We start from the raw sequence: 19,152 nt of genomic DNA, 5'->3' as shown, positions 1-19,152 counted from the left end.
TTAGTTCCGCGGCCGCCGCATGTGTGGCGGCCGCAACCCGATTCCACCGGACCGCGGCCTGAATCATCAGGTTGATAGAAGAGCCGGATAACCCTGATGGCGGCAACGCCTTCTTTTAGATTCAAAGGAAATCATCATGCGTCACGGTAATGGCTTGCGTAAGCTCAACCGCACCAGCAGTCACCGTCTTGCCATGTTCCGCAACATGGCCGTTTCGCTGCTCACCCACGAAGCGATCAAGACCACGCTGCCGAAGGCGAAAGAATTGCGCCGTATCGTCGAACCCCTGATCACGCTGGGTAAGAACCCCACCCTCGCGAACAAGCGTCTGGCTTTTGCCCGTCTGCGCGATCGCGATGCCGTGGTCAAGCTGTTCGCTGAAATCGGCCCCCGTTATGCTGCCCGCAACGGCGGCTACACCCGTGTGTTGAAGATGGGTTTCCGTCAAGGCGACAACGCGCCCATGGCTTTCATGGAGCTGGTTGACCGTCCGGAAGTCGCGGAAACCGAAGCCGACAAGTCCGCTGAGTAATCAGCAGGCTTTAGGGACGAAAGGCGAACCTCACGGTTCGCCTTTTGTTTTGCGGCGCCGCATTTATCACGGGCTAAAATCCCTCCGTGCAGGTGCTTCCTGCGTCCCTTCGGAGACAGCCATGTCGCAGCAAGACGATATCGTGATGGTGTTCAGCAGCGCGCCTGACCTCTTGCTGGCCAAGCGTATCGCCCACGTCGTGGTCGAGGAAGGATTGGCCGCCTGCGTGAACCTCGGCGCCCCCATGCTGTCCATCTACACATGGAAGGGTGTCGTGGAAGGCGCTGAAGAAGTGCCGATGTGCTTCAAGACGACGGCAGGCAAGCTGGACGCGCTGGTCGAATCGATCACCCGCCAGCACCCTTACGAGGTGCCCGAAGTGGTCGCCGTGCCCGTCGTCGGCGGCGCGCCCGCCTATCTGAACTGGGTGCGGGAGCAGACGGCCGGAACCCGGCCCGTGGCTTGATGAACAAGGATGTATGTGATGGCTTATAGGCCGGCGGGTGTCGTGGCGCGTTCTTTGTCGTTGGCGCGGCCATCGTCCCCAGCGACAGCGGTATGGCTCTGGGCCATGCTGTGCCTGGTCGCCATCCTGATGTGGCCGGGCGCCAGCCGGGCCGAGGACGATTTCTTGCCGCCCGAGAAGGCCTTCCCGGCGACGGCGACCATGGCCGACCCGAACACCGTGCGGGTCGAGTTCAAGGTGCCCAAGGGCTACTACATGTACCGCGAGCGCTTCGGGTTCACGCTCGATCCGCAGGGCGGCGCCGTGCTGGGCCAGGCCAGGCTGCCGGCCGGCGATGTGAAGTACGACCCGACCTTCGACAAGAACATGGAGGTCTACCACCGGCCACTCGCCATCGACATTCCGGTACAGCCCGGCGGGTCGCAGCCGGGTGACGTGACCTTGGTGGTGGTCGGGCAGGGTTGCGCGGATGCGGGCATCTGCTATCCGCCGATGGAGAACCGCATCAAGCTGCGGCCGATCAATGGGGGCTACCAGGTGGCGGGAGCGCCGGTCTGGGGCTATGCCAGCGGCATTCCTGGCGACGATAACGGTGGCGCCGCCGGTGGCGCGGGGCAGCTCGCCGACGCGGCGCCCGGCATCAGCGTGGCGCCTGACGCGGCGCGGCCTGGGTTGACCAAGCCAGGGCTGGCCGCTCCCGCGCAGATCGATACCCCGCCCGCAGCCACCGGCACCGGCACGGGATCGTCCTTGGCGCGGGCCGATGGGGCGGCCGGGACGACCGACGCGGCGGCTTCAACGAATACGGCGGCGCCGTCCGCGCCTACCGCGGCTGGCGGCAACGGCGGCTTTTCCGCGCTGACCGGCAGCGATGACGTGGGCCTGGCCGCCGCCATCGCCGGCATGGGCTGGCTGAAAACGGCCGGCGCGTTCCTGTTGCTGGGGGTGCTGTTGTCCCTCACGCCCTGCGTGCTGCCCATGATTCCCATCCTGTCGACCATCGTCATCGGGCGATCCGGCGCGCAGGCTGGCACACCGGCAACGTCGCGCTGGACGGGCCTGGGCCTGGCGGCAGCCTATGTCCTGGGCATGTCGGTGGTCTACACCCTCCTGGGCATCGCCGCCGGCCTGAGCGGCGCCGGGCTGGCCGCGTGGCTGCAAACCCCGTGGGTGTTGGCGCTGTTCGCCCTGCTGCTGGCGCTGCTGGCCTTGCCCATGTTCGACGTCTACACCTTCCAGATGCCGGCCGGCGTGCAGGCCCGCATGAGCGACCGCGCCAGCCGCATCCCGGGTGGCCGGGCGGCAGGCGCCGCGTTGATGGGGGCGATTTCCGCCCTGATCGTCGGCCCCTGCGTGGCGGCGCCGCTGGCGGGTGCGCTGCTGTACATCTCGCAGACCGGCGACGTGGTGCTGGGTGGCTCGGCGCTGTTCGCCCTGGCCTGGGGCATGGGCGTGCCGCTGCTGATCGTCGGCGCGTCGGCCGGGACGCTGCTGCCCAAGGCGGGGGCCTGGATGGATGGGGTGAAGCGCTTCTTTGGCGTGCTGCTCCTGGCCACCGCGTGGTGGATGGTCGTGCCCATCGTGCCGGCGGCCGTGCAGATGGTCGGCTGGGCCTTCCTGGCCATCGTCGGCGCCGTCATGTTGCGTGCCTTCGAGGCCCTGGGCCCGAATGCCGGCGCCGGCCGCATGTTCGGCAAGGGTGCGGGTTTGCTGCTGGCCCTGGTGGCCGTGGCGCAACTGGTCGGCGCGGCCAGTGGGGGTCGGGACGCCCTGCAGCCTTTGTCGCACCTGGCAGCGCGGGGCAGTGATGGGGCGGGATCTGGATACGCGGGCGCCGCCGGGAACGGCGTGCCTGGCGCCGGCGCGGGGGCGTCCGAACCTGCCTTCGAGCGGGTCCGCACCCTGGCTGAACTGGAAAGCCGTGTGGCCACGGCCGGCCGTCCCGTGATGCTCGATTTCTACGCCGACTGGTGTGTGTCCTGCCGCGAGATGGAGAAGTTCACCTTCACCGACCGCGCCGTGGCGGCGCGCATGAACGGCATGCTGCTGCTGCGTGCCGATGTCACCGCCAACAATGCCGACGATCGCGCCTTGCTCAAGCGCTTCAAGCTCTTCGGCCCGCCGGGCATCATGTTCTTCGACGCCAAGGGCCAGGAACTGCCCCAGGCGCGCGTCATCGGCTTCCAGGATGCCACGCGCTTCGGCCGCTCCCTGGACGCCGTCACGGCCCGCTAGATTCGTTCTGCAGGCACCCCGGTCGCGACACTTCGGAAAGTGATCGGCCGTCGACCGGGGTTCTTAAGCTCATGGGAACCCAAATAGTGGATCTGTGACTACGTCAGCGCTGCGCCGGTTAAGTTGCTGCCGCCGTGGAGGCAAGGTTGGCGTCCGGGGCTCCGTTCTCAGCCGTCGATAGTCAATTTCAATTGGCTCAGCCGTATAGCAACTCTATACACTCAAACGGCTTGAAAATGATCAAGGACTTTGCTCATAAAGGGCTGGAAGGTTCTTTACCACGGGCTCAAAGAAGGGCATCCAACCGCACCATGAAGAGCGATTGCGTAAGCAACTCGCAGCGTTGGATCACGCGAGGAAGGTCGAGGATTTGGGCGTGCCTGGATGGAAACTTCATCCACTCAAAGGCGATATGGACGGTCATTGGTCGATCACGGTCAACGGCAATTGGCGTCTCACCTTCAGGTTCGAAGGAATAGACGCGTACGTCGTGGACTACAAGGACTACCACTAGGAATACAAGATGACGCGCATGCACAATCCCCCTCATCCCGGATCGGTATTGGCCGAGTGGCTGGACGGGCTGGAGGGCATGACGATTACCGAGTTCGCTCAGCGCATCGAGGTTACGCGAGCGACGCTATCACGCATCCTCAATGGGCATGCCTCAATCACCCCAGATATTGCTCTGCGGCTTGAGAAGGCCCTGGGCACGAGCGCAGAGATGTGGGTAGGCCTGCAGGGAACCTACGATCTCTGGGTTGCCAAGCAGCGGCCTCGCCCTGCTATCAAACGAGTGATACGGCCTGTGGTCGGTGAAGAAGAGGAAGTTCGGGGATGCGTTTGCGCCTAGAGGTTGGACTTCCATCCAACCTCTGACGCATGGATCATCTGTGACCGAATGCCAGGTAGCTCCCGGACTCCGGAGCCACATGGACTGGCCCCTGCCTCAGAGCTGTCCGTAGGAATGCAGGCCCGACAGGAACATGTTCACGCCCAGGAACGCGAAGCTGGTGACGACCAGGCCCACCAGGGCCCAGTAGGCCGCCATGGCGCCCCGCAGGCCCTTGATCAGGCGCATATGCAGCCAGGCCGCGTAGTTGAGCCAGACGATCAGCGCCCAGGTCTCCTTGGGATCCCACTGCCAGTAAGCACCCCAGGCATCGGCCGCCCACAGCGCGCCGAGCACGGTGGCGACCGTGAAGAACGCAAAGCCGATGGTGATGGCGCGGTACATGATGTCGTCCAGCACTTCCAGCGAAGGCAGCGCCGCGGCGATGCGGCGGCGGCCCAGCAGAATGGCCGCGACGATCAGGAAGCCCACGCCGAAATACACCATCCAGACGGGCGACAATTCCTTGCTGCGAAAGATCATCGGCTCCGCGCACAGCGCCGCGCCCACGATCAGCAGCGGCGACATCTTCACCCAGGACGTGGTCTGCGCATGCTCCTTGATCAGGTACGCGAAACCCACCATCGCCGACAACGAGAACGTCCCGTAGCCAATGAAGTTGGCCGGCACGTGCAGCTTCATCCACCAGCTCTTCAGCGCCGGCACCAGGGGCTGGATCTGCGCGGCATCGCGGGTAAAGGCGTACCAGAGCAGGAACATCACCGCCGACGAAATCACCAGCAGCACGAAACCGCCCAGCGCGCGCGTGTTGTAACGGCGCTCGTAGTACAGATAGAACAGCGCGGTGATCAGCGAGAACAGCACGAACACTTCGTACAGATTGCTGACCGGGATATGGCCCAGGTCCGGCCCCATCAGGTGACCTTCGCGCCAGCGCACCAGCATGCCCGTGAGGCCGGCGAAGACCGCGCTCCAGGTCATCGCGCTACCTAGCCATGCCGCCGTCGGGCTGAACAGGCCCAGCCAATAACAGGCCGTGGCAAGCACGAACAGCGCCGACATCCACAAGATGGCCGACTGCGAAGACAGCAGATACTTCAGGAAAAACACCTGCTCCGCGCGGTTCAGGTCATTGCCGTACAGCATGATCGCCAGGCCGCTGGCCAGCGCCGCGGCGACCATCAGCCGGCGCAAGGGCCGCCACAGCCAGCCCATCCAGGTCAGCACCGGCACGGCGCCACAGAGGATGATCTTCTCGTAGTAATCCATCGAGCCGGCGAAGCGCGTCAGGGCATAGCCCGCACCCACCGCCAGCAGAAGGAAGAAGACCGCATCGGTCCAGTCGGGACGCCCGCGCTGGATGCGGCCGTCGCCGCTCTCGGAGATGCCTTCCTGCCAAAGCTCGGCGGAAGGATTGGATATTGTTGAATCAGACATGGTGGGGGGCCTCACTGCTTCAGGCGCAGCAGCGCCTGCTTGAATCGTTCGAATTCACGCTGGAAATCGAGCGTGCGTCTTTGCGACGTCATGGCGGCTTGCACGGAACTGCCGGACTGGCCTTCCGGGGTGATCCACACCCAGACGCGGCGATCGCGGATGTAGAACATGCTGAACACGCCCATGATCAACAACAGGCAGCCCAGGTAAACCGCCTTCTTGCCGGGCGTGCGGCTGACCTGGAAGACGCTGGCCTGGATCTGCTTGAAATCGGCCAAGGTGAAAAACGCGGGCGACGGATACAGCGCCAGGTCCGACAACGCCGCCACGGCCACGCGCGACCACGTGGCGGCCTGCGCCCCGCTTTCGCCGCTGGTGGCCAAGGCCGGCAGGCCGGCGCGCTCACGCTCGATTTCGCGCAGCTCCGCCACGCTGGAGCCGATCAGGCGCACGACGATGTCGGCGGCACGTTCCAGGTCGGCGGGCTGAGTATTGCTTTGCAGGAAGGCGGCCACCGCTTGCAGGCCCCCCTCCGAAAACGTCTGCAGGGCACGCTCGGCGGCGGTCTGCAGCGGCTGCTTGTCCACCCCCTGCGGGGCGTTCTTGTCCGCGAAGCGTTGGGCCGCTTCCTTGCGCGCCGCCGGATCGGCCAGCAGCGCGCGCAGGCGCATGAACTCGGCCACGCCGTTGTCGGCATCGACCGGCAGCCGGATATAGCGATAGGGCTCGTTGGCGTTGTTGCGCACGCCGGCGAGGAATACCGGCACGCCGTCCAGCACCACGGGCAGCATGTAATTGCGGAATTCATGCGACTGGCCGCTGGCGTCGACCAGGCGGAATTCCACGCTGGGGCCGACGTTGCGCAGGTTTTCGTTCTTCTTGCCGGCCGCGCTGCCGGCGACCGACGCCACGTCCTGCGAGAAATTGGTGGCCGGCTTGGGCGTGCCGCCGGACAGGTCTTCCACGTTGATCGGTCGCAGCGCGGTCACGTCGACGCGTACGTCATGCATCGCTGGCGGGGCATCCTTGGCCGCCTCCGACGCCTTGCCTACCGTACCCGCCAGATCGAACGGCGTGGCGTCGGTCCCGTGCAGCGGATAGCCGCGCAGCTGCACGGTGCTGCCGCCGTCGTCAAAGCTGGACTGGTACACCGTCACGCCCTTGTAGCGCAGCGGCTCGTTGACTTCGATGGTCTGCGCGAAGCTCTTGCCCGTGTCCGGGTCCTGCACTTCCACCTCGCTGGCGAAGCGGCTGGGCATGCCGGTGGAGTAGTAATCGATGACGAACTTCTTCAGCGTCAGCGTGAACGGAATCGGCTGCACCAGGGCGCCGTCGTTGACCATCACCACCGCGCTGTTGGCGCGGCCGCCTTCAGGCACCAGCATGCTCGAACGGAAGCTGGGGTTGTTCATCGACAGGCGGCCGCTATCGGGCACCTGGCTGATCAGCATGTTGTCGAAGATGGGGTGCTTGCCGCCCAGCCAGACCTGCAGACGGATGGGCAGCTCGCTGTCGAGCAGCCCGCCTATACAGATCACGATCATCGCCGTATGGGCCAGGATGTAGCCCAGGCGGTTGACGCTGCCCTTCTTCGCCGCCAGCAGCACCGCGCCGTTGTCCTCGCGCTCGCGCACCGCATAACCCAGGCGCTTGAGCAGCTTGCGTATGGCCTCGGTCGCGGCGGGCACCGAAGCCGCGCTGTCGAACTCGGCGCGTTGGGGGAAGGCACGCAGGCTGGATGCGCGGACGTAGTCGCGGAAGGACATCGCGTCGCGCATCATCTTGGGCGCATTGCGGATCAGACAGACCGAAGTGGAGGCCACCAGGAAAGTCATGATCAGCAGGAACCACCAGCTGTTGTAGATGTGCCAGATGGAGAACTTGTCGAACAGCTCGTACCAGAACGGACCGAACTGATCGATGTACTGGGAAGACGAGCGATTCTGCTCAAGCACGGTGCCGATGGTGCTGGCCACGCAGATGAACATCAGCAGGCTGACGGCGAAACGCATCGAGCCCAGCAGCTCGAACAAATCGCTGGGGATGCTGCGCAGAGTGAAGCGGGAGGAGGCAGTATTCTGATTCATAAAACAAAAGGGGGGACCGGAAAAGCCGGCAACCCCCCTTTGATAGACAGCAGGCGCCCGGACATGGTTCGGGCGCTTTGATATTTATTTAACGCAAGCCGGCCGCGTAGTCCGACACCGCCTGGATCTCGGCGTCCGACATGCGATCGGCAATCGTGTGCATCGGGTCGCTATTCTTGCGATCACCGCTGCGGAATAACTTCAACTGTTCCTCGATATAACTCGGGAACTGCCCCGCGAGGCGCGGATACTGCGCCGGCATCCCGGCACCGTTGGGGCTATGGCAAGACGCGCAAGCCGGTACATTACGCTCCGGCAGGCCGCCGCGCCAGATCTTCTGGCCCAATTCAACCAATTCTTTATGACCGGCCGTCGCGGGTTCCTTCAGCGGCTGCACCGCCAGATAAGCCGAAATATTGGCCATATCCTGCGGCGTCAGGGGCGCCACGTTGGCGGTCATCACGGTGGGATTGCCGCCGCTGCCGTTCCGGGCCGGCGCCTTGGCGCCTTCGGCCAGCTTGAAATCCGCCAGTTGCTTGGCCAGATATTCGTGCGGTTGGCCCGCCAGATTGGGGTTCGCCGGGATGGTACTGCTGCCCCCGGCGCCATGACAGGCCACACAGGCCGTGATGTTACGAGCCGCATCGCCCTGCTCGTAGAGCTGTCCGCCCTTCGCCGCATCCGGCTTGGTTGGCCCGCCTGGCGCGTCAGCTGCCAGACAGGAAGTGGTTGAAACTACGAAAGCGCCCAACACCAGCGCCGCTACCGACATTCGGGACTGCACACGCTTCATGTGTAAACCTCGATGATCGCAGCTTTATTCGTAACGATTCTTAGTCGTTACTTGAGCTATGTATGCCATTCACCAGCCCTGCCGGAAACCCGGTCACCGGTAATCGAACATAATGCAGCGAAGACTGTCCGAGGACCCAGTCGCGACGGGGCGGTGCCACCCTTGCAAACGGCCGATTATACAATAGGGTTCGCAACCAACCGTTTCCGTGGATATCGTGTCCCTCCTTCACCGCGCCTCCTTTTTCGTCTCGGCAGCCCGCCTGGACCAACTTCCGCCCCCCGGCGCGCCGGAGGTCTGTTTCGTCGGACGCTCCAATTCCGGCAAGTCGACGGCCATCAACGTCCTTACCAATCAGCGCCGCCTGGCCTTCTCCAGCAAGACGCCGGGCCGCACGCGCCTGATCAATATGTTCGGCATGCCCGATCCCCTGAACCCCGAGCAACAGCTGGGTTTCCTGGTGGATTTGCCGGGTTACGGCTATGCCGCGATCAACAAGGCTGAACGTGAGAAATGGGCCGAGGTGCTGGGTGGCTATCTGGCCACCCGCGAGTCCCTGGTCGGCGTCGTGTTGTTGATCGATATCCGCCGCGGCGTGACCGATCTGGACCGCCGCCTGGTCGACTTCATCGCGCCCACCGGCCGTCCCGTGCTGGCCTTGCTGACCAAGGCCGACAAGCTGCCTTATGGTCAGCGCATGCGCACCGTGTTCTCGGTCAAGAAAGACCTGGCCGACATCGGCGCCCTGCATACCGTGCCTTTCTCCGCGCTTGAGCGACTGGGCCTGGAAGAGGCCGGCGAACATATCGCGAACTGGATTTCCCCCAAGGTAGTGCCATGAACCACCACATCATCTCCGCCCAATTTCCCGCTTCCCGCCCGCGCCGCCTGCGTCGTGACGACTTCACCCGTCGCCTGGTGCGCGAAAACACCCTCACCGCCAACGACCTGATCTATCCGGTGTTCGTGGCCGAAGGCAAAGGCCTGCAACAGGCCGTGCCGTCGCTGCCCGGCGTGGTGCGGTATTCGCTGGATACGCTGTTGCCGGTCGCGGAGCAGTGCGTGGAACTGGGCATTCCGGTGATGGCGCTGTTCCCGGTGATCGACCCGTCTCTGAAGACGCCGGACGGCATCGAAGCCACCAATCCCGACGGTCTGGTGCCGCGTGTGGTCGCTGAACTGAAGAAGCGCTTTCCCGAGCTGGGCGTGCTGACCGACGTCGCGCTAGATCCCTACACCAGCCACGGCCAGGACGGCATGATCGATGACGAGGGCTATGTCATCAACGAACCGACCGTGGAACTCCTGGTCAAGCAGGCGCTGGTGCAAGCGCATGCCGGCGTCGACATCGTGGCGCCCAGCGACATGATGGACGGCCGCATCGGCGCCATCCGCCAGGCGCTCGAAGGCGCGGATCACATCCACACGCGCATCATGGCTTACTCGGCCAAGTACGCCAGCGCCTTCTACGGTCCTTTCCGCGATGCGGTGGGATCGGCTTCCAACCTGGGCAAGTCGAACAAGGCGGCCTACCAGATGGATCCGGGCAATATCGACGAAGCCTTGCGCGAAGTCGCCGGCGATCTGGCCGAAGGCGCGGACATGGTGATGGTCAAGCCCGGCATGCCCTATCTGGACGTGCTGCGGCGCGTCAAGGATGCGTTCCGCGTGCCCACTTTCGTTTATCAGGTCAGCGGCGAATACGCCATGCTGAAGGCCGCCGCCAACAATGGCTGGCTGGACCACGACAAGGTCATGATGGAGTCTCTGCTGGGCTTCAAGCGCGCCGGCGCCGACGGCATCCTGACGTACTTCGCCATCGACGCGGCGAAGAAGTTGAAGGAACTTTAAGAAGATTTGATTGTGGGGGTGAATCCCAACATCCCATCGGCAGGCATTCACTACCCATGGCCCACCACAAGGTGGGCCATGTTCTTTCACGCATCGCTGAATTGACGGCGCAGCAAAGGCAGCAGGGTGTCGCCCTGCCGCTTGATCTCTTGCAGATAAGGCGTGTCCGAAAGGATGAAGTGGCGGATGCCCAGCGCCTGGTATTTGCGCAGCGAACTGGCCACTTCTTCCGCCGAGCCCACCAGCCACGTGGTGCCCGCGCCGCCGCCGCCGAACTTGCCCGGCGCGGTGTAGAGGTTGTCGTCGAGCACATCGCCGCGTTGCTGCAGGTCCAGCAGGCGTTTCTGGCCCTCGGCCACGAACGTGCGGCCATGGTCGTTCCAGCCGGCGCCCTGCGTGGCGGCCATCTTGGCCACCTTGGCTTCGGCGTCGGCCCAGGCCTGCGCCGACGTCTCGCGCACGACGGTGGTGATGCGCAAGCCGAATTCCAGCGGTGCATGTTCCCGGCCCAATTCCTGGGTCAGTGCTTTCAGGCGTTCGATGCGTGCCTGCACGTCAGCCAGCGGTTCGCCCCAGAACAACTGCACGTCGGCCTCGGTGGCGGCCACCCGCTCGGCCGCCGCCGAGGCGCCGCCGAAATACAGCTTGGGATGGCGCCGGCCTTCGCGCGCCTGGATGCGCGGCACGACGGTGGAGTCGGTGACCTGGAAGTGCTCGCCCTTGTAGGTGACGTTCTCTTCGGTCCAGAGCTTGCGCACCAGCTGCATGAACTCGCGCGTGCGTGCATAGCGATGGGCTTGATCGCCTTCGCTGTCGCCGTAGGCAGCCAGCTTGTCCTGGCCTGACACGATGTTGATGCGCACGCGGCCGTTGCTCAGATGATCCAGGCTGGCGGCGGCCGACGCGAATTGCGCGGGTTGCCAGTAGCCGGGACGAATGGCGATCAGCGGGTTGAAGCGGTCGGTGCGAGCCGCCAGCGCGGTGCCGAGGGTGAAGGTGTCGGGACGGCCCCAGCCGGTGCCGATCAGGGCGCCTTGCCAGCCGTGATCCTCCAGGGCCTTGGCATGCGTGGTCAGCGTGTCCAGGCTGTTGTGGTCGGCCACGGCCTCATCGCCACGATGGCCGGCAAACGCCTGGTTGGGGATGTACCAAAGGAATTCGGGAGTCGTGCTGCTCATGCGATGCCTTGCAGTCTTGTGGCGTCCGGTATCTGGACAAGATGCAAGAGCATGCCCGATCGTCATCGTACGGTCGACGAACAATCCAGCAGGTCTATATAGCTCAAAGATATAAAAAGCGAAGCCCACTGAAACGCCAAAGCAGAAGCCGTGCGCTTCAGCGTGTCAGTGGGCCAGAACAAACGTTTAAGAAGAAACGTGGTCCGCTCAAGGCAGCGTCGATTCCCCGCGCAACAGATCTTCCACCGACTCCCGCTTGCGGATGACGTGGTATTCCGCGCCGTCCACCATCACTTCGGCGGCACGCGGGCGGGTGTTGTAGTTGCTGGCCATGACCATGCCGTAGGCGCCAGCCGATTCCACGGCCAACACGTCGCCCTGTTCCACCACCAGCGAACGCTTGCGCGCCAGCCAGTCGCCGCTTTCGCAGACGGGGCCGACCACGTCGTATTCCACCGGATCGCCCTTGCGCTGGTGCAGCGGCAGCACGCCGTGCCACGCGTCGTACAGGGTCGGACGCAGCAGGTCGTTCATGGCGGCGTCGACGATGGCGAAGTTGTGGGTGTCGCCCGGCTTGAGGAACTGCACCGTGGTCAGCAGCACGCCGGCATTGCCCACCAGCGAACGGCCCGGCTCCATCACCAGCTTCAGACGCGCCAGCTTGCGTTCTTCCAGCTTGGCATAGACCTGGTCCAGCAAGGCCTTGGGCGCCAGGGGGGTCTCATCCTCATAGGTGATCCCCAGGCCGCCACCCAGGTCCAGATGCTCGATGACGATGCCGGCCTGGGCCAGCGCGTCGATCAGGTTGAGCAGCTTGTCCAGCGCGTCCAGATAAGGGCTGACTTCGGTGATCTGCGAACCGATGTGGCAATCCACGCCCACCACTTGCAGGCCCGGCAGGCCGGCGGCCGTGCGATAGGCGTCGAGCGCGTTCTCGATGGCGATGCCGAACTTGTTTTCCTTCAGGCCGGTGGAAATATAGGGATGGGTACCCGCGTCGACGTCCGGATTGACCCGCAGGGACACCGGCGCCTTCTTGCCGATGGACACCGCGACGTCCGACAGCAGGTGCAGCTCGGCCTCGGATTCGACGTTGAAGCATTTGACGCCGGCTTCCAGCGCGGCCTGCATTTCCCAGGCTTGCTTGCCCACGCCGGAGAAGACCACCTTGGCGGGATCGGCGCCGACGGTCAGCACGCGCTTGAGTTCGCCACCAGACACGATGTCGAATCCAGCGCCCAGACGGGCGAATTCCTTCAGCACGGCCAGGTTGGAGTTGGCCTTCATGCCGAAACAGATCAGCACGTCGCGGCCAGCCGTGGCGCTGCGGTAGGATTCCCAGGCGGCATGCAGGGCGGCGCGGGAATACACGTAGAGCGGCGTGCCCAGACGGTCGGCCAGCACTTGCAGCGGCACGTCTTCTGCGTAGAGGGAGCCGTCCTTGACGTGGAAATGGGGGTGGCCGGCCGGTTGGTCCCGGCGGGGAAGGGAAGCAGTCATCGTTGTGCGCCGGTCGGCGGGTAGGTAGGAAGGGCCGGGGTGATCCGAACGGAGGGCGCGCTGCCGGGGATGGTCGGCGGCAGCGGGGCCGGACGCACGCCCACTGGCGGCTTGGATTCCTGCTTGCTCGCGGCGGTCGGCAGATAAAGCGGACCCTTGTAGCCGCAGCCCGCCAGCCAGGCGCCGGCGGCCACCGTGGCTACAATGCGTAGAACCCTGCGGCTAGTTGCCATATGGGACACTGGAAACTCCGAAATTCATGCAGGTTGGGATTATGAACGAAACCGAATTTCTTGCGTTGGTCGAGCAGGTGCTCGATTCTCTGGAAAGCCAGGCCGACGACTGGGCGGCCTCGCTGGACGTGGACATCGAAGCCAATCGCAGCGGAAATGTCCTGACCCTCGTCTTCGAGGACGACACGCACGTCGTCGTCAACAGCCAGGCCGCCATGCAGGAATTGTGGGTGGCGGCGCGCAGCGGCGGCTTTCACTACCGCTACGACGGCAAGCACTGGAACGACACCCGTGGCGGTCCGGGCCTGGCCGACGCCCTGTCGCAGATCTGTTCGGACGCCGCCGGCGTGCCGGTGACGGTCAAGCTCTAAAGCTGTTGGCGCCGGCGTCCCGCATGGGGCACCGGCGCCAGGCCTTCTTCCCCTCGCCGCTTAGCGCGGGATGGGAATCGAGCCTTCGCCGAACGACGTCCCCTGCGGCTTCGACGGCGCGTTGTTGAAGCCATCGCCGTCGTTGGTGGTCGAGCTAAGCGCGTTCAGGAATTCGCCCAGCGAATCGCCCTGCGGCAGGCCCAGCCTGGCCACCGCCTGACCCGGCGGGAATTCCGAGAAATAGTATTCGCCGTTTTCGGTCAGCAAGCCGTCCGGTTTCGGACGCTGTTTCTGCTCCGGCACGCCCTTGAGCACATCACCCATATAGGTAAGCCAGATCGGCAGCGCCACGCCGCCGCCGGTTTCGCGCGAGCCCAGCGACTTGGGCTGGTCATAGCCCAGCCACGCGGTGGCCACCAGGCTGGGCGTGTAGCCCGAGAACCAGGCATCCACCGATTCGTTGGTGGTGCCGGTCTTGCCGGCAATGTCATTGCGCTTGAGCACGGCCCGGGCGCGGGCGGCGGTGCCGTAAGTGGCCACGCCACGCAGCATGTCATCCATCACGAAGGCGGTGCGCGCATCGATGGCGCGCGCGGCGGAATCGCCGGCCACCAGGGGCTTGGACTGCATCACGACCTTGCCGTTGCTGTCCGTGACCTTGTCGATCAGGTAGGGCGTGATGCGATAGCCGCCATTCGCGAATACCGAGTAGGCGCCGGCCAGTTGCAGCGGCGTCACCGAGCCCGCGCCCAGGGCCAGGGGCAATACCGCGGGCTGGCGCGACTTGTCGAAGCCGAAGCGGGTCAGGTAGTCCTGCGCGTACTGCGGGCCGATGGCCTGCAGAATCCGAATGGACACCATGTTCTTGGACTTGTACAAGCCCTGGCGCATGGTGAGCATGGGCTCGTACTGATTACCGTAGTTCTTCGGGCTCCAGGCCTTGGAGCCCGTCTGCGCCGCGCTCAATTCGAAGGGCTGATCCGAAATCTGCGTGGCCGGGGTCAGGCCGCGTTCCAGCGACGCCGCGTAGACAAAAGGCTTGATATTGGAGCCCGGCTGGCGCCAGGCCTGGGTCACGCGGTTGAAATTGCCCCGATAGAAATCGAAGCCGCCCACCATGGCGCGGATGGCGCCGTCCTGCGGCGACAGCGACACGAAGGCCGCCTGCACCGCCGGCATGTTGATGACTTCCCAGCTGTTGTCGGGCAGCTTGTGGATATAGACCACGGAGCCCCGCTTGATGCGGGCTTCCGGCTTGGCCTTGTCGCTGAGCGCGCGTGCCACCACACCCAGGGTCTTCTTGTCGGTGATCGAGATGACTTCGCGCGAGCTGCGCACCAGGCGGATCTCGTTCGGGCTGGCGGATAGCACCAGCGCCACCAGCAGGTCGCCGCTGTCGGAATACTTGTCCAGCACGCCGTCGAGGAATTCATCCAGCTGGGCGGGATTGTTCTCGACGCCGGCCGCCATATCCAGCTGGTCCTCGGGGCCGGGGTAGGGCGCACGGCGGGTGTAGTCCAGCACGCCTTCGCGCACCGCGCGATAGGCCGCTTCCTGGTCCTTGGACTGCACGGTGGTGTAGATGTTCAGGCCGCGCGAGTACACATTGTCCTGGTACACGCCGAACAGCAGCTGGCGGGCCAGTTCGGCGACATACTCGCCGTGGATGGAATAGCCGCCCTGCGGCGTGCCTTCAGCCGACTTCAGCACGATGGGCTGGGCCATGGCCGTCTGGTATTCAGCGTCGGTCAGGTAGCCCAGGTTGTGCATGCGGCCCAGCACGTAATGCTGGCGGATCTGCGCGCGCGGCAGGTTGGACAGCGGATTGAAGCGCGACGGCGCCTTGGGAATGCCGGCCAGCATGGCGGCTTCGGACGGCGTGATTTCCGACAGCGGCTTGCCGAAGTACGTGCGCGATGCCGCCGCAAAGCCGTAAGCCCGATGGCCCAGGTAGATCTGGTTCATATAGAGCTCAAGGATCTGGTCCTTGCTCAGGCTGGACTCGATCTTGAAGGTCAGCAGCAGCTCGTAGAACTTGCGCGAATAGGTTTTTTCAGACGACAGGTAGAAGTTGCGCGCGACCTGCATGGTGATCGTGCTGGCGCCCTGCGTCTTGGACATATTGATCAGGTTGGTCAGGCCGGCCCGCGCCACCCCCGTCCAGTCGATCCCGCCGTGCTGGTAGAAGCGGTCATCCTCGGCCGACAGCACCGCCGCCTTCATGACGTCGGGGATTTCGTTGAAGCGCAGCACGTTGCGGCGTTCTTCGCCGAATTCGCCGATCAACACCTTGTCGGCCGTAAAGACGCGCAGCGGCACGCGCGGCCGGTAGTCGGTCATCGCGTGCAGGTCTGGCAGATTGGGCCAGGCCAGTGCCAAGGCCATGCCGCCAAGCAGCAATCCGCATATCCCCACACCCAGGCAGAAGATGCCGAGTTTGACGAAAAAACGGATGAAGGGAGAGCCGCTATGGGTGGGCTGGTCTTTCTTGGAGGGGTTCTGGGGCTTGCTCATCGCGGCGATTTTAAGGGCAACTTGCGGGCTGGCCGCGGCCTAAACGTCGGTTTCTGTAACAGGCGGGCTCAGTGTAGCGCGCGGACAACTCCGCCAATGGGATAATACTGACCCATGAACGCCATCCTACCCGCCTGCCCGGACGAAGATCCGGCCCCGGACACGGGATCCGCCCCGGCCAACAAATGCCCCTTGTCCGCGGACCCGGGGGCTGTTTCGTCCAATGATTGCGAGTCTGCTCCGCCCGCGGACCCGGACTGCGCCTCGCATTATGACGCGGAGGGCGGCCATCCTTGCCAGCCCTTGCCCGGCCCGCGGGCGACCCTGCCGTACGATCTGCCGATTTTCCTGGTCGGCATGATGGGCGCCGGCAAGACGACCATAGGACGGGGCCTGGCGCGCGCGCTGGGTCGCGAATTCGTCGACCTGGACCATGAGCTGGAAGCCCGCTGCGGCGTGCGCGTGCCCATCATCTTCGAAATCGAAGGCGAGGAAGGTTTCCGCAGGCGTGAGTCGGCGGCGCTGGAGCACTGCGCGGCGCGCCGCAATATCGTGCTGGCGACCGGCGGCGGGGCGATCCTGGCCGAGGGCAACCGCCGGCTGCTGCATGAGCAGGGTGTGGTGGTCTACCTCAGCGCCAGCGTGGACGAACTGTTCCGCCGCACCTCGCGCGACCGCAACCGCCCGTTGTTGCGCACCGCCGATCCCCGCGCCACGCTGCGCGACCTGATGCAGAAACGCGAACCCCTTTACCGCGAAGTCGCGCACCTGACGGTGGAAACCGGCTGCACGCCGGTCTACTCCCTGGTCAAGACGCTGGTGCCCAAGTTGCAAGCCTACGAGATCAAGCAAGCATGAATGTCGTTGACGTCGATGTCCCTGGTGGACGCTATCCCATCCGTATCGCTCCGGGCCGCCTGGACGCCCTGGACGAGGCCATTCCGGCGGACGCTACCGCCATCGGTCTGGTCACCAACCCCACCGTGGGCGCTCTCTACGCCGAGCGGGCCGAGCGCGCCCTGGCCCGCACCGGCCGCCGCGTGCTGCGCATCGAGCTGCCGGATGGGGAGTCGCACAAGGACTGGCAGACCCTGAACCAGATCTTCGATGCCCTGCTGAGCAATGGCTTTGACCGGCGCTCCGTGCTGGTGGCCCTGGGTGGCGGCGTCATCGGCGACATGACCGGTTTCGCCGCGGCGGTCTATATGCGCGGCATCCGCTTCGTGCAGGTGCCGACCACGCTGCTGGCGCAGGTCGATTCGTCCGTGGGCGGCAAGACGGGCGTGAATCATCCGCTGGGCAAGAATATGGTTGGTGCCTTCCATCAGCCGGTGGCCGTGGAAATCGATACCGATGTCCTAGGCACCTTGCCGGCGCGTGAAGTGTCGGCGGGGCTGGCGGAAGTCATCAAGTACGGCATGATTCTCGACCCCGCCTTTTGGTCGTGGTGCGAGCAAAACGCCGGCGCCCTGCGCGCGCTGGAACCGGCAGCCATCGCGCATGCCATCCGCGTGTCGTGCGAGTTGAAGGCGCAGGTGGTGGCGCAGGATGAGCGCGAGGGCGGCCTGCGCGCCATCCTCAACCTGGGCCATACTTTCGGCCATGCCATCGAATCGGGCCTTGGTTACGGCGCCTGGCTGCATGGCGAGGCCGTCGGTTGCGGCATGGTGCAGGCGGCGGAATTGTCGGCCGAAGTGGCCGGCTTCCCGGCCGAAGACGTGCTGCGCGTGCGTGAGCTGGTGGCTGCCATCGGGTGTCCCACGGTGGCGCCGGACCTGGGTGCGCAACGGTGGATGGACCTGATGCGCGTGGACAAGAAAGCGGAAGGCGGCGAAATCCGCTTCGTGCTGACGCCCCGCATCGGCGAAGCGCTGACGCGCAAGGCCCCGGAAGATGCGGTGGTGCGCGTGCTCGCGCGCACCGTGGGCCCGGTTTAAGGGCGGCGGCGCGTGGATACGACACTGGCGCCTTTTGCCTGCGATCCCGCGCTCAGCCGCGGCCGCGCCCACGATGAGCCGCCGCCGCGCAATCGCACCGACTATCAACGCGATCGCGACCGCATCATTCACTGCACGGCGTTCCGCCGGCTGGAATACAAGACCCAGGTCTTCGTCAACCACGAAGGCGATCTGTTCCGCACGCGCTTGACGCACAGCCTGGAAGTGGCCCAGATCGCCCGTACGCTGGCGCGCAGCCTGCATCTGAACGAAGACCTGACCGAAGCGATTTCCCTGGCGCATGACCTGGGTCATACGCCTTTCGGCCACGCCGGTCAGGATGAGTTGAATGCCTGCATGCGTGAACTGGCGCCGGCGGCTGGCGGGTTCGAGCACAATCTGCAAAGCCTGCGCGTGGTCGATACGCTGGAAGAGCGCTATGCCGCGTTCGACGGCCTGAATCTGTGCTTCGAGACCCGCGAGGGCATCCTCAAGCATTGTTCGGTGTCGCATGCGCGCCTGTTGGGCGATGTCGGTGAACGCTTCCTGCTGAAACGGCAGCCGTCGCTGGAGGCGCAACTGGCCAACCTGGCCGACGAAATCGCCTACAACAATCACGATGTCGACGATGGCCTGCGCTCCGGCCTGATCACGCTGGAACAGCTACAGGACGTGAGCCTGTTCGCGCGGCATTACGCGGAAGCTTTGCGCCTGTATCCGCAGGTGGCGCCGCGGCGCCAGATCGCCGAGACCATCCGGCGCATGATCAATACGCTGATCGTGGACCTGACGGAAACCACGGGCGCGCGCATTGCCGGACTCGCGCCGGGATCGGTCGACGACGTGCGCGCCGCTCCGCCGCTCGCCAGCTTTTCCGCGGAGATTCGCGCCGAAGCCGATGTGCTCAAGCGTTTTCTCTTCGACAATCTCTACCGCCATTTCCGCGTGGTGCGCATGACTACCAAGGCGCGCCGCATCGTGCGCGAGCTGTTCACGGCGTTTCTCGACAATCCGCGGCTGTTGCCGCCGGACTATCGGCGCGACGATGAGGTGGGGCAGGCGCGCGCGATCTCGGATTACATCGCCGGCATGACGGACCGCTATGCCATGCGCGAGCATCGCCGGCTGTTCGATATCTCGGAAGGTTGAGCCGGTACCGGGCTTG

General features: G+C 64.8%; 17 protein-coding genes and 1 pseudogene. 11 read left to right on the top strand and 7 right to left on the bottom strand.

Annotated features, from left to right (window positions below):
• The first annotated feature begins 136 nt into the window (after window positions 1-136).
• The 5 genes and pseudogenes from rplQ (at window position 137) to ASB57_RS22400 (ending at window position 4,086) form a co-directional block, all read left to right on the top strand.
• Window positions 137-532, top strand: coding sequence for a 50S ribosomal protein L17 (gene rplQ / locus ASB57_RS22420; protein WP_057654204.1), 396 nt, complete (start codon window positions 137-139; stop codon window positions 530-532).
• A 121-nt stretch (window positions 533-653) separates the two neighbouring features.
• Complete coding sequence (gene cutA / locus ASB57_RS22415) at window positions 654-998, top strand: divalent-cation tolerance protein CutA (RefSeq protein WP_057654203.1); 345 nt, start codon at window positions 654-656, stop codon at window positions 996-998.
• 18 nt (window positions 999-1,016) lie between these two features.
• Window positions 1,017-3,233, top strand: a complete 2,217-nt coding sequence (dsbD, locus tag ASB57_RS22410) for a protein-disulfide reductase DsbD (RefSeq protein ID WP_231755215.1) — start codon at window positions 1,017-1,019, stop codon at window positions 3,231-3,233.
• Window positions 3,234-3,469: 236 nt separating this feature from the next.
• Window positions 3,470-3,747 (top strand): annotated as a pseudogene (locus tag ASB57_RS22405) (type II toxin-antitoxin system RelE/ParE family toxin).
• A gap of 9 nt (window positions 3,748-3,756) precedes the next feature.
• Window positions 3,757-4,086 carry a HigA family addiction module antitoxin gene (locus ASB57_RS22400; RefSeq protein WP_057654201.1) on the top strand — a complete coding sequence of 110 codons (330 nt, stop codon included), beginning with the start codon at window positions 3,757-3,759 and terminating at the stop codon, window positions 4,084-4,086.
• A gap of 96 nt (window positions 4,087-4,182) precedes the next feature.
• Here the strand turns inward: ASB57_RS22400 and ccsB are convergent, their stop codons facing one another.
• From ccsB to ASB57_RS22385, 3 genes are all read right to left on the bottom strand, one after another.
• Window positions 4,183-5,523 (bottom strand): c-type cytochrome biogenesis protein CcsB, encoded by a 1,341-nt coding sequence (gene ccsB, locus ASB57_RS22395; RefSeq protein WP_057654200.1) that lies wholly within the window; start codon window positions 5,521-5,523, stop codon window positions 4,183-4,185.
• An 11-nt stretch (window positions 5,524-5,534) separates the two neighbouring features.
• Entirely contained in the window at window positions 5,535-7,610 is a 2,076-nt protein-coding gene (locus tag ASB57_RS22390; RefSeq protein WP_057654199.1) for a cytochrome c biogenesis protein ResB, read from the bottom strand.
• 88 nt (window positions 7,611-7,698) lie between these two features.
• Window positions 7,699-8,403 carry a cytochrome c gene (locus ASB57_RS22385; protein ID WP_082621768.1) on the bottom strand — a complete coding sequence of 235 codons (705 nt, stop codon included), beginning with the start codon at window positions 8,401-8,403 and terminating at the stop codon, window positions 7,699-7,701.
• A gap of 217 nt (window positions 8,404-8,620) precedes the next feature.
• Between ASB57_RS22385 and yihA the strand changes: the two genes are divergently transcribed.
• On the top strand, window positions 8,621-9,244 hold the full coding sequence (gene yihA, locus ASB57_RS22380) for a ribosome biogenesis GTP-binding protein YihA/YsxC (RefSeq protein WP_057656357.1): 624 nt from the start codon (window positions 8,621-8,623) through the stop codon (window positions 9,242-9,244).
• The gene (gene hemB / locus ASB57_RS22375) at window positions 9,241-10,254 is read left to right on the top strand and encodes a porphobilinogen synthase (RefSeq protein WP_057654197.1); all 1,014 of its coding nucleotides are present in this window, start codon (window positions 9,241-9,243) and stop codon (window positions 10,252-10,254) included. Before yihA ends, hemB begins: the two co-directional genes overlap by 4 nt.
• A gap of 86 nt (window positions 10,255-10,340) precedes the next feature.
• Here the strand turns inward: hemB and ASB57_RS22370 are convergent, their stop codons facing one another.
• The 3 genes from ASB57_RS22370 to ASB57_RS22360 all read right to left on the bottom strand — a co-directional run bounded on the left by ASB57_RS22370 (window position 10,341) and on the right by ASB57_RS22360 (window position 13,165).
• Window positions 10,341-11,432, bottom strand: coding sequence for an LLM class flavin-dependent oxidoreductase (locus ASB57_RS22370; RefSeq protein WP_057654196.1), 1,092 nt, complete (start codon window positions 11,430-11,432; stop codon window positions 10,341-10,343).
• Between the two features lie 207 nt (window positions 11,433-11,639).
• On the bottom strand, window positions 11,640-12,932 hold the full coding sequence (gene lysA / locus ASB57_RS22365) for a diaminopimelate decarboxylase (protein WP_057654195.1): 1,293 nt from the start codon (window positions 12,930-12,932) through the stop codon (window positions 11,640-11,642).
• Window positions 12,929-13,165 (bottom strand): lipoprotein, encoded by a 237-nt coding sequence (locus ASB57_RS22360; protein WP_057654194.1) that lies wholly within the window; start codon window positions 13,163-13,165, stop codon window positions 12,929-12,931. The genes lysA and ASB57_RS22360 overlap by 4 nt, the downstream gene beginning before the upstream one ends.
• A gap of 41 nt (window positions 13,166-13,206) precedes the next feature.
• On the opposite strand from ASB57_RS22360, the gene cyaY reads away from it, so the two are divergent.
• Window positions 13,207-13,536: an iron donor protein CyaY gene (gene cyaY / locus ASB57_RS22355; RefSeq protein ID WP_057654193.1), complete on the top strand. Its 330-nt coding sequence runs from the start codon at window positions 13,207-13,209 to the stop codon at window positions 13,534-13,536.
• Window positions 13,537-13,596: 60 nt separating this feature from the next.
• Here cyaY and ASB57_RS22350 read toward each other — a convergent pair whose 3' ends face one another.
• The gene (locus ASB57_RS22350; RefSeq protein ID WP_082621766.1) at window positions 13,597-16,050 is read right to left on the bottom strand and encodes a penicillin-binding protein 1A; all 2,454 of its coding nucleotides are present in this window, start codon (window positions 16,048-16,050) and stop codon (window positions 13,597-13,599) included.
• A 192-nt stretch (window positions 16,051-16,242) separates the two neighbouring features.
• Here ASB57_RS22350 and ASB57_RS22345 point away from each other — a divergent pair, with 192 nt between their 5' ends.
• Genes ASB57_RS22345 through ASB57_RS22335 form a run of 3 tightly spaced genes read left to right on the top strand, consistent with a single transcriptional unit; the run spans window position 16,243 to window position 19,136 of the window.
• Window positions 16,243-16,908 carry a shikimate kinase gene (locus tag ASB57_RS22345; RefSeq protein ID WP_057656356.1) on the top strand — a complete coding sequence of 222 codons (666 nt, stop codon included), beginning with the start codon at window positions 16,243-16,245 and terminating at the stop codon, window positions 16,906-16,908.
• Window positions 16,905-17,987 carry a 3-dehydroquinate synthase gene (gene aroB, locus ASB57_RS22340; RefSeq protein ID WP_057654192.1) on the top strand — a complete coding sequence of 361 codons (1,083 nt, stop codon included), beginning with the start codon at window positions 16,905-16,907 and terminating at the stop codon, window positions 17,985-17,987. The genes ASB57_RS22345 and aroB overlap by 4 nt, the downstream gene beginning before the upstream one ends.
• Window positions 17,988-17,999: 12 nt before the next feature.
• On the top strand, window positions 18,000-19,136 hold the full coding sequence (locus ASB57_RS22335; RefSeq protein ID WP_057654191.1) for a deoxyguanosinetriphosphate triphosphohydrolase: 1,137 nt from the start codon (window positions 18,000-18,002) through the stop codon (window positions 19,134-19,136).
• Window positions 19,137-19,152 lie beyond the last annotated feature (16 nt).

It is taken from the genome of Bordetella sp. N (assembly GCF_001433395.1).
Taxonomy (GTDB): Bacteria; Pseudomonadota; Gammaproteobacteria; order Burkholderiales; family Burkholderiaceae_B; genus Bordetella_C.
This window is presented reverse-complemented; position numbering and strand designations above follow the sequence as displayed.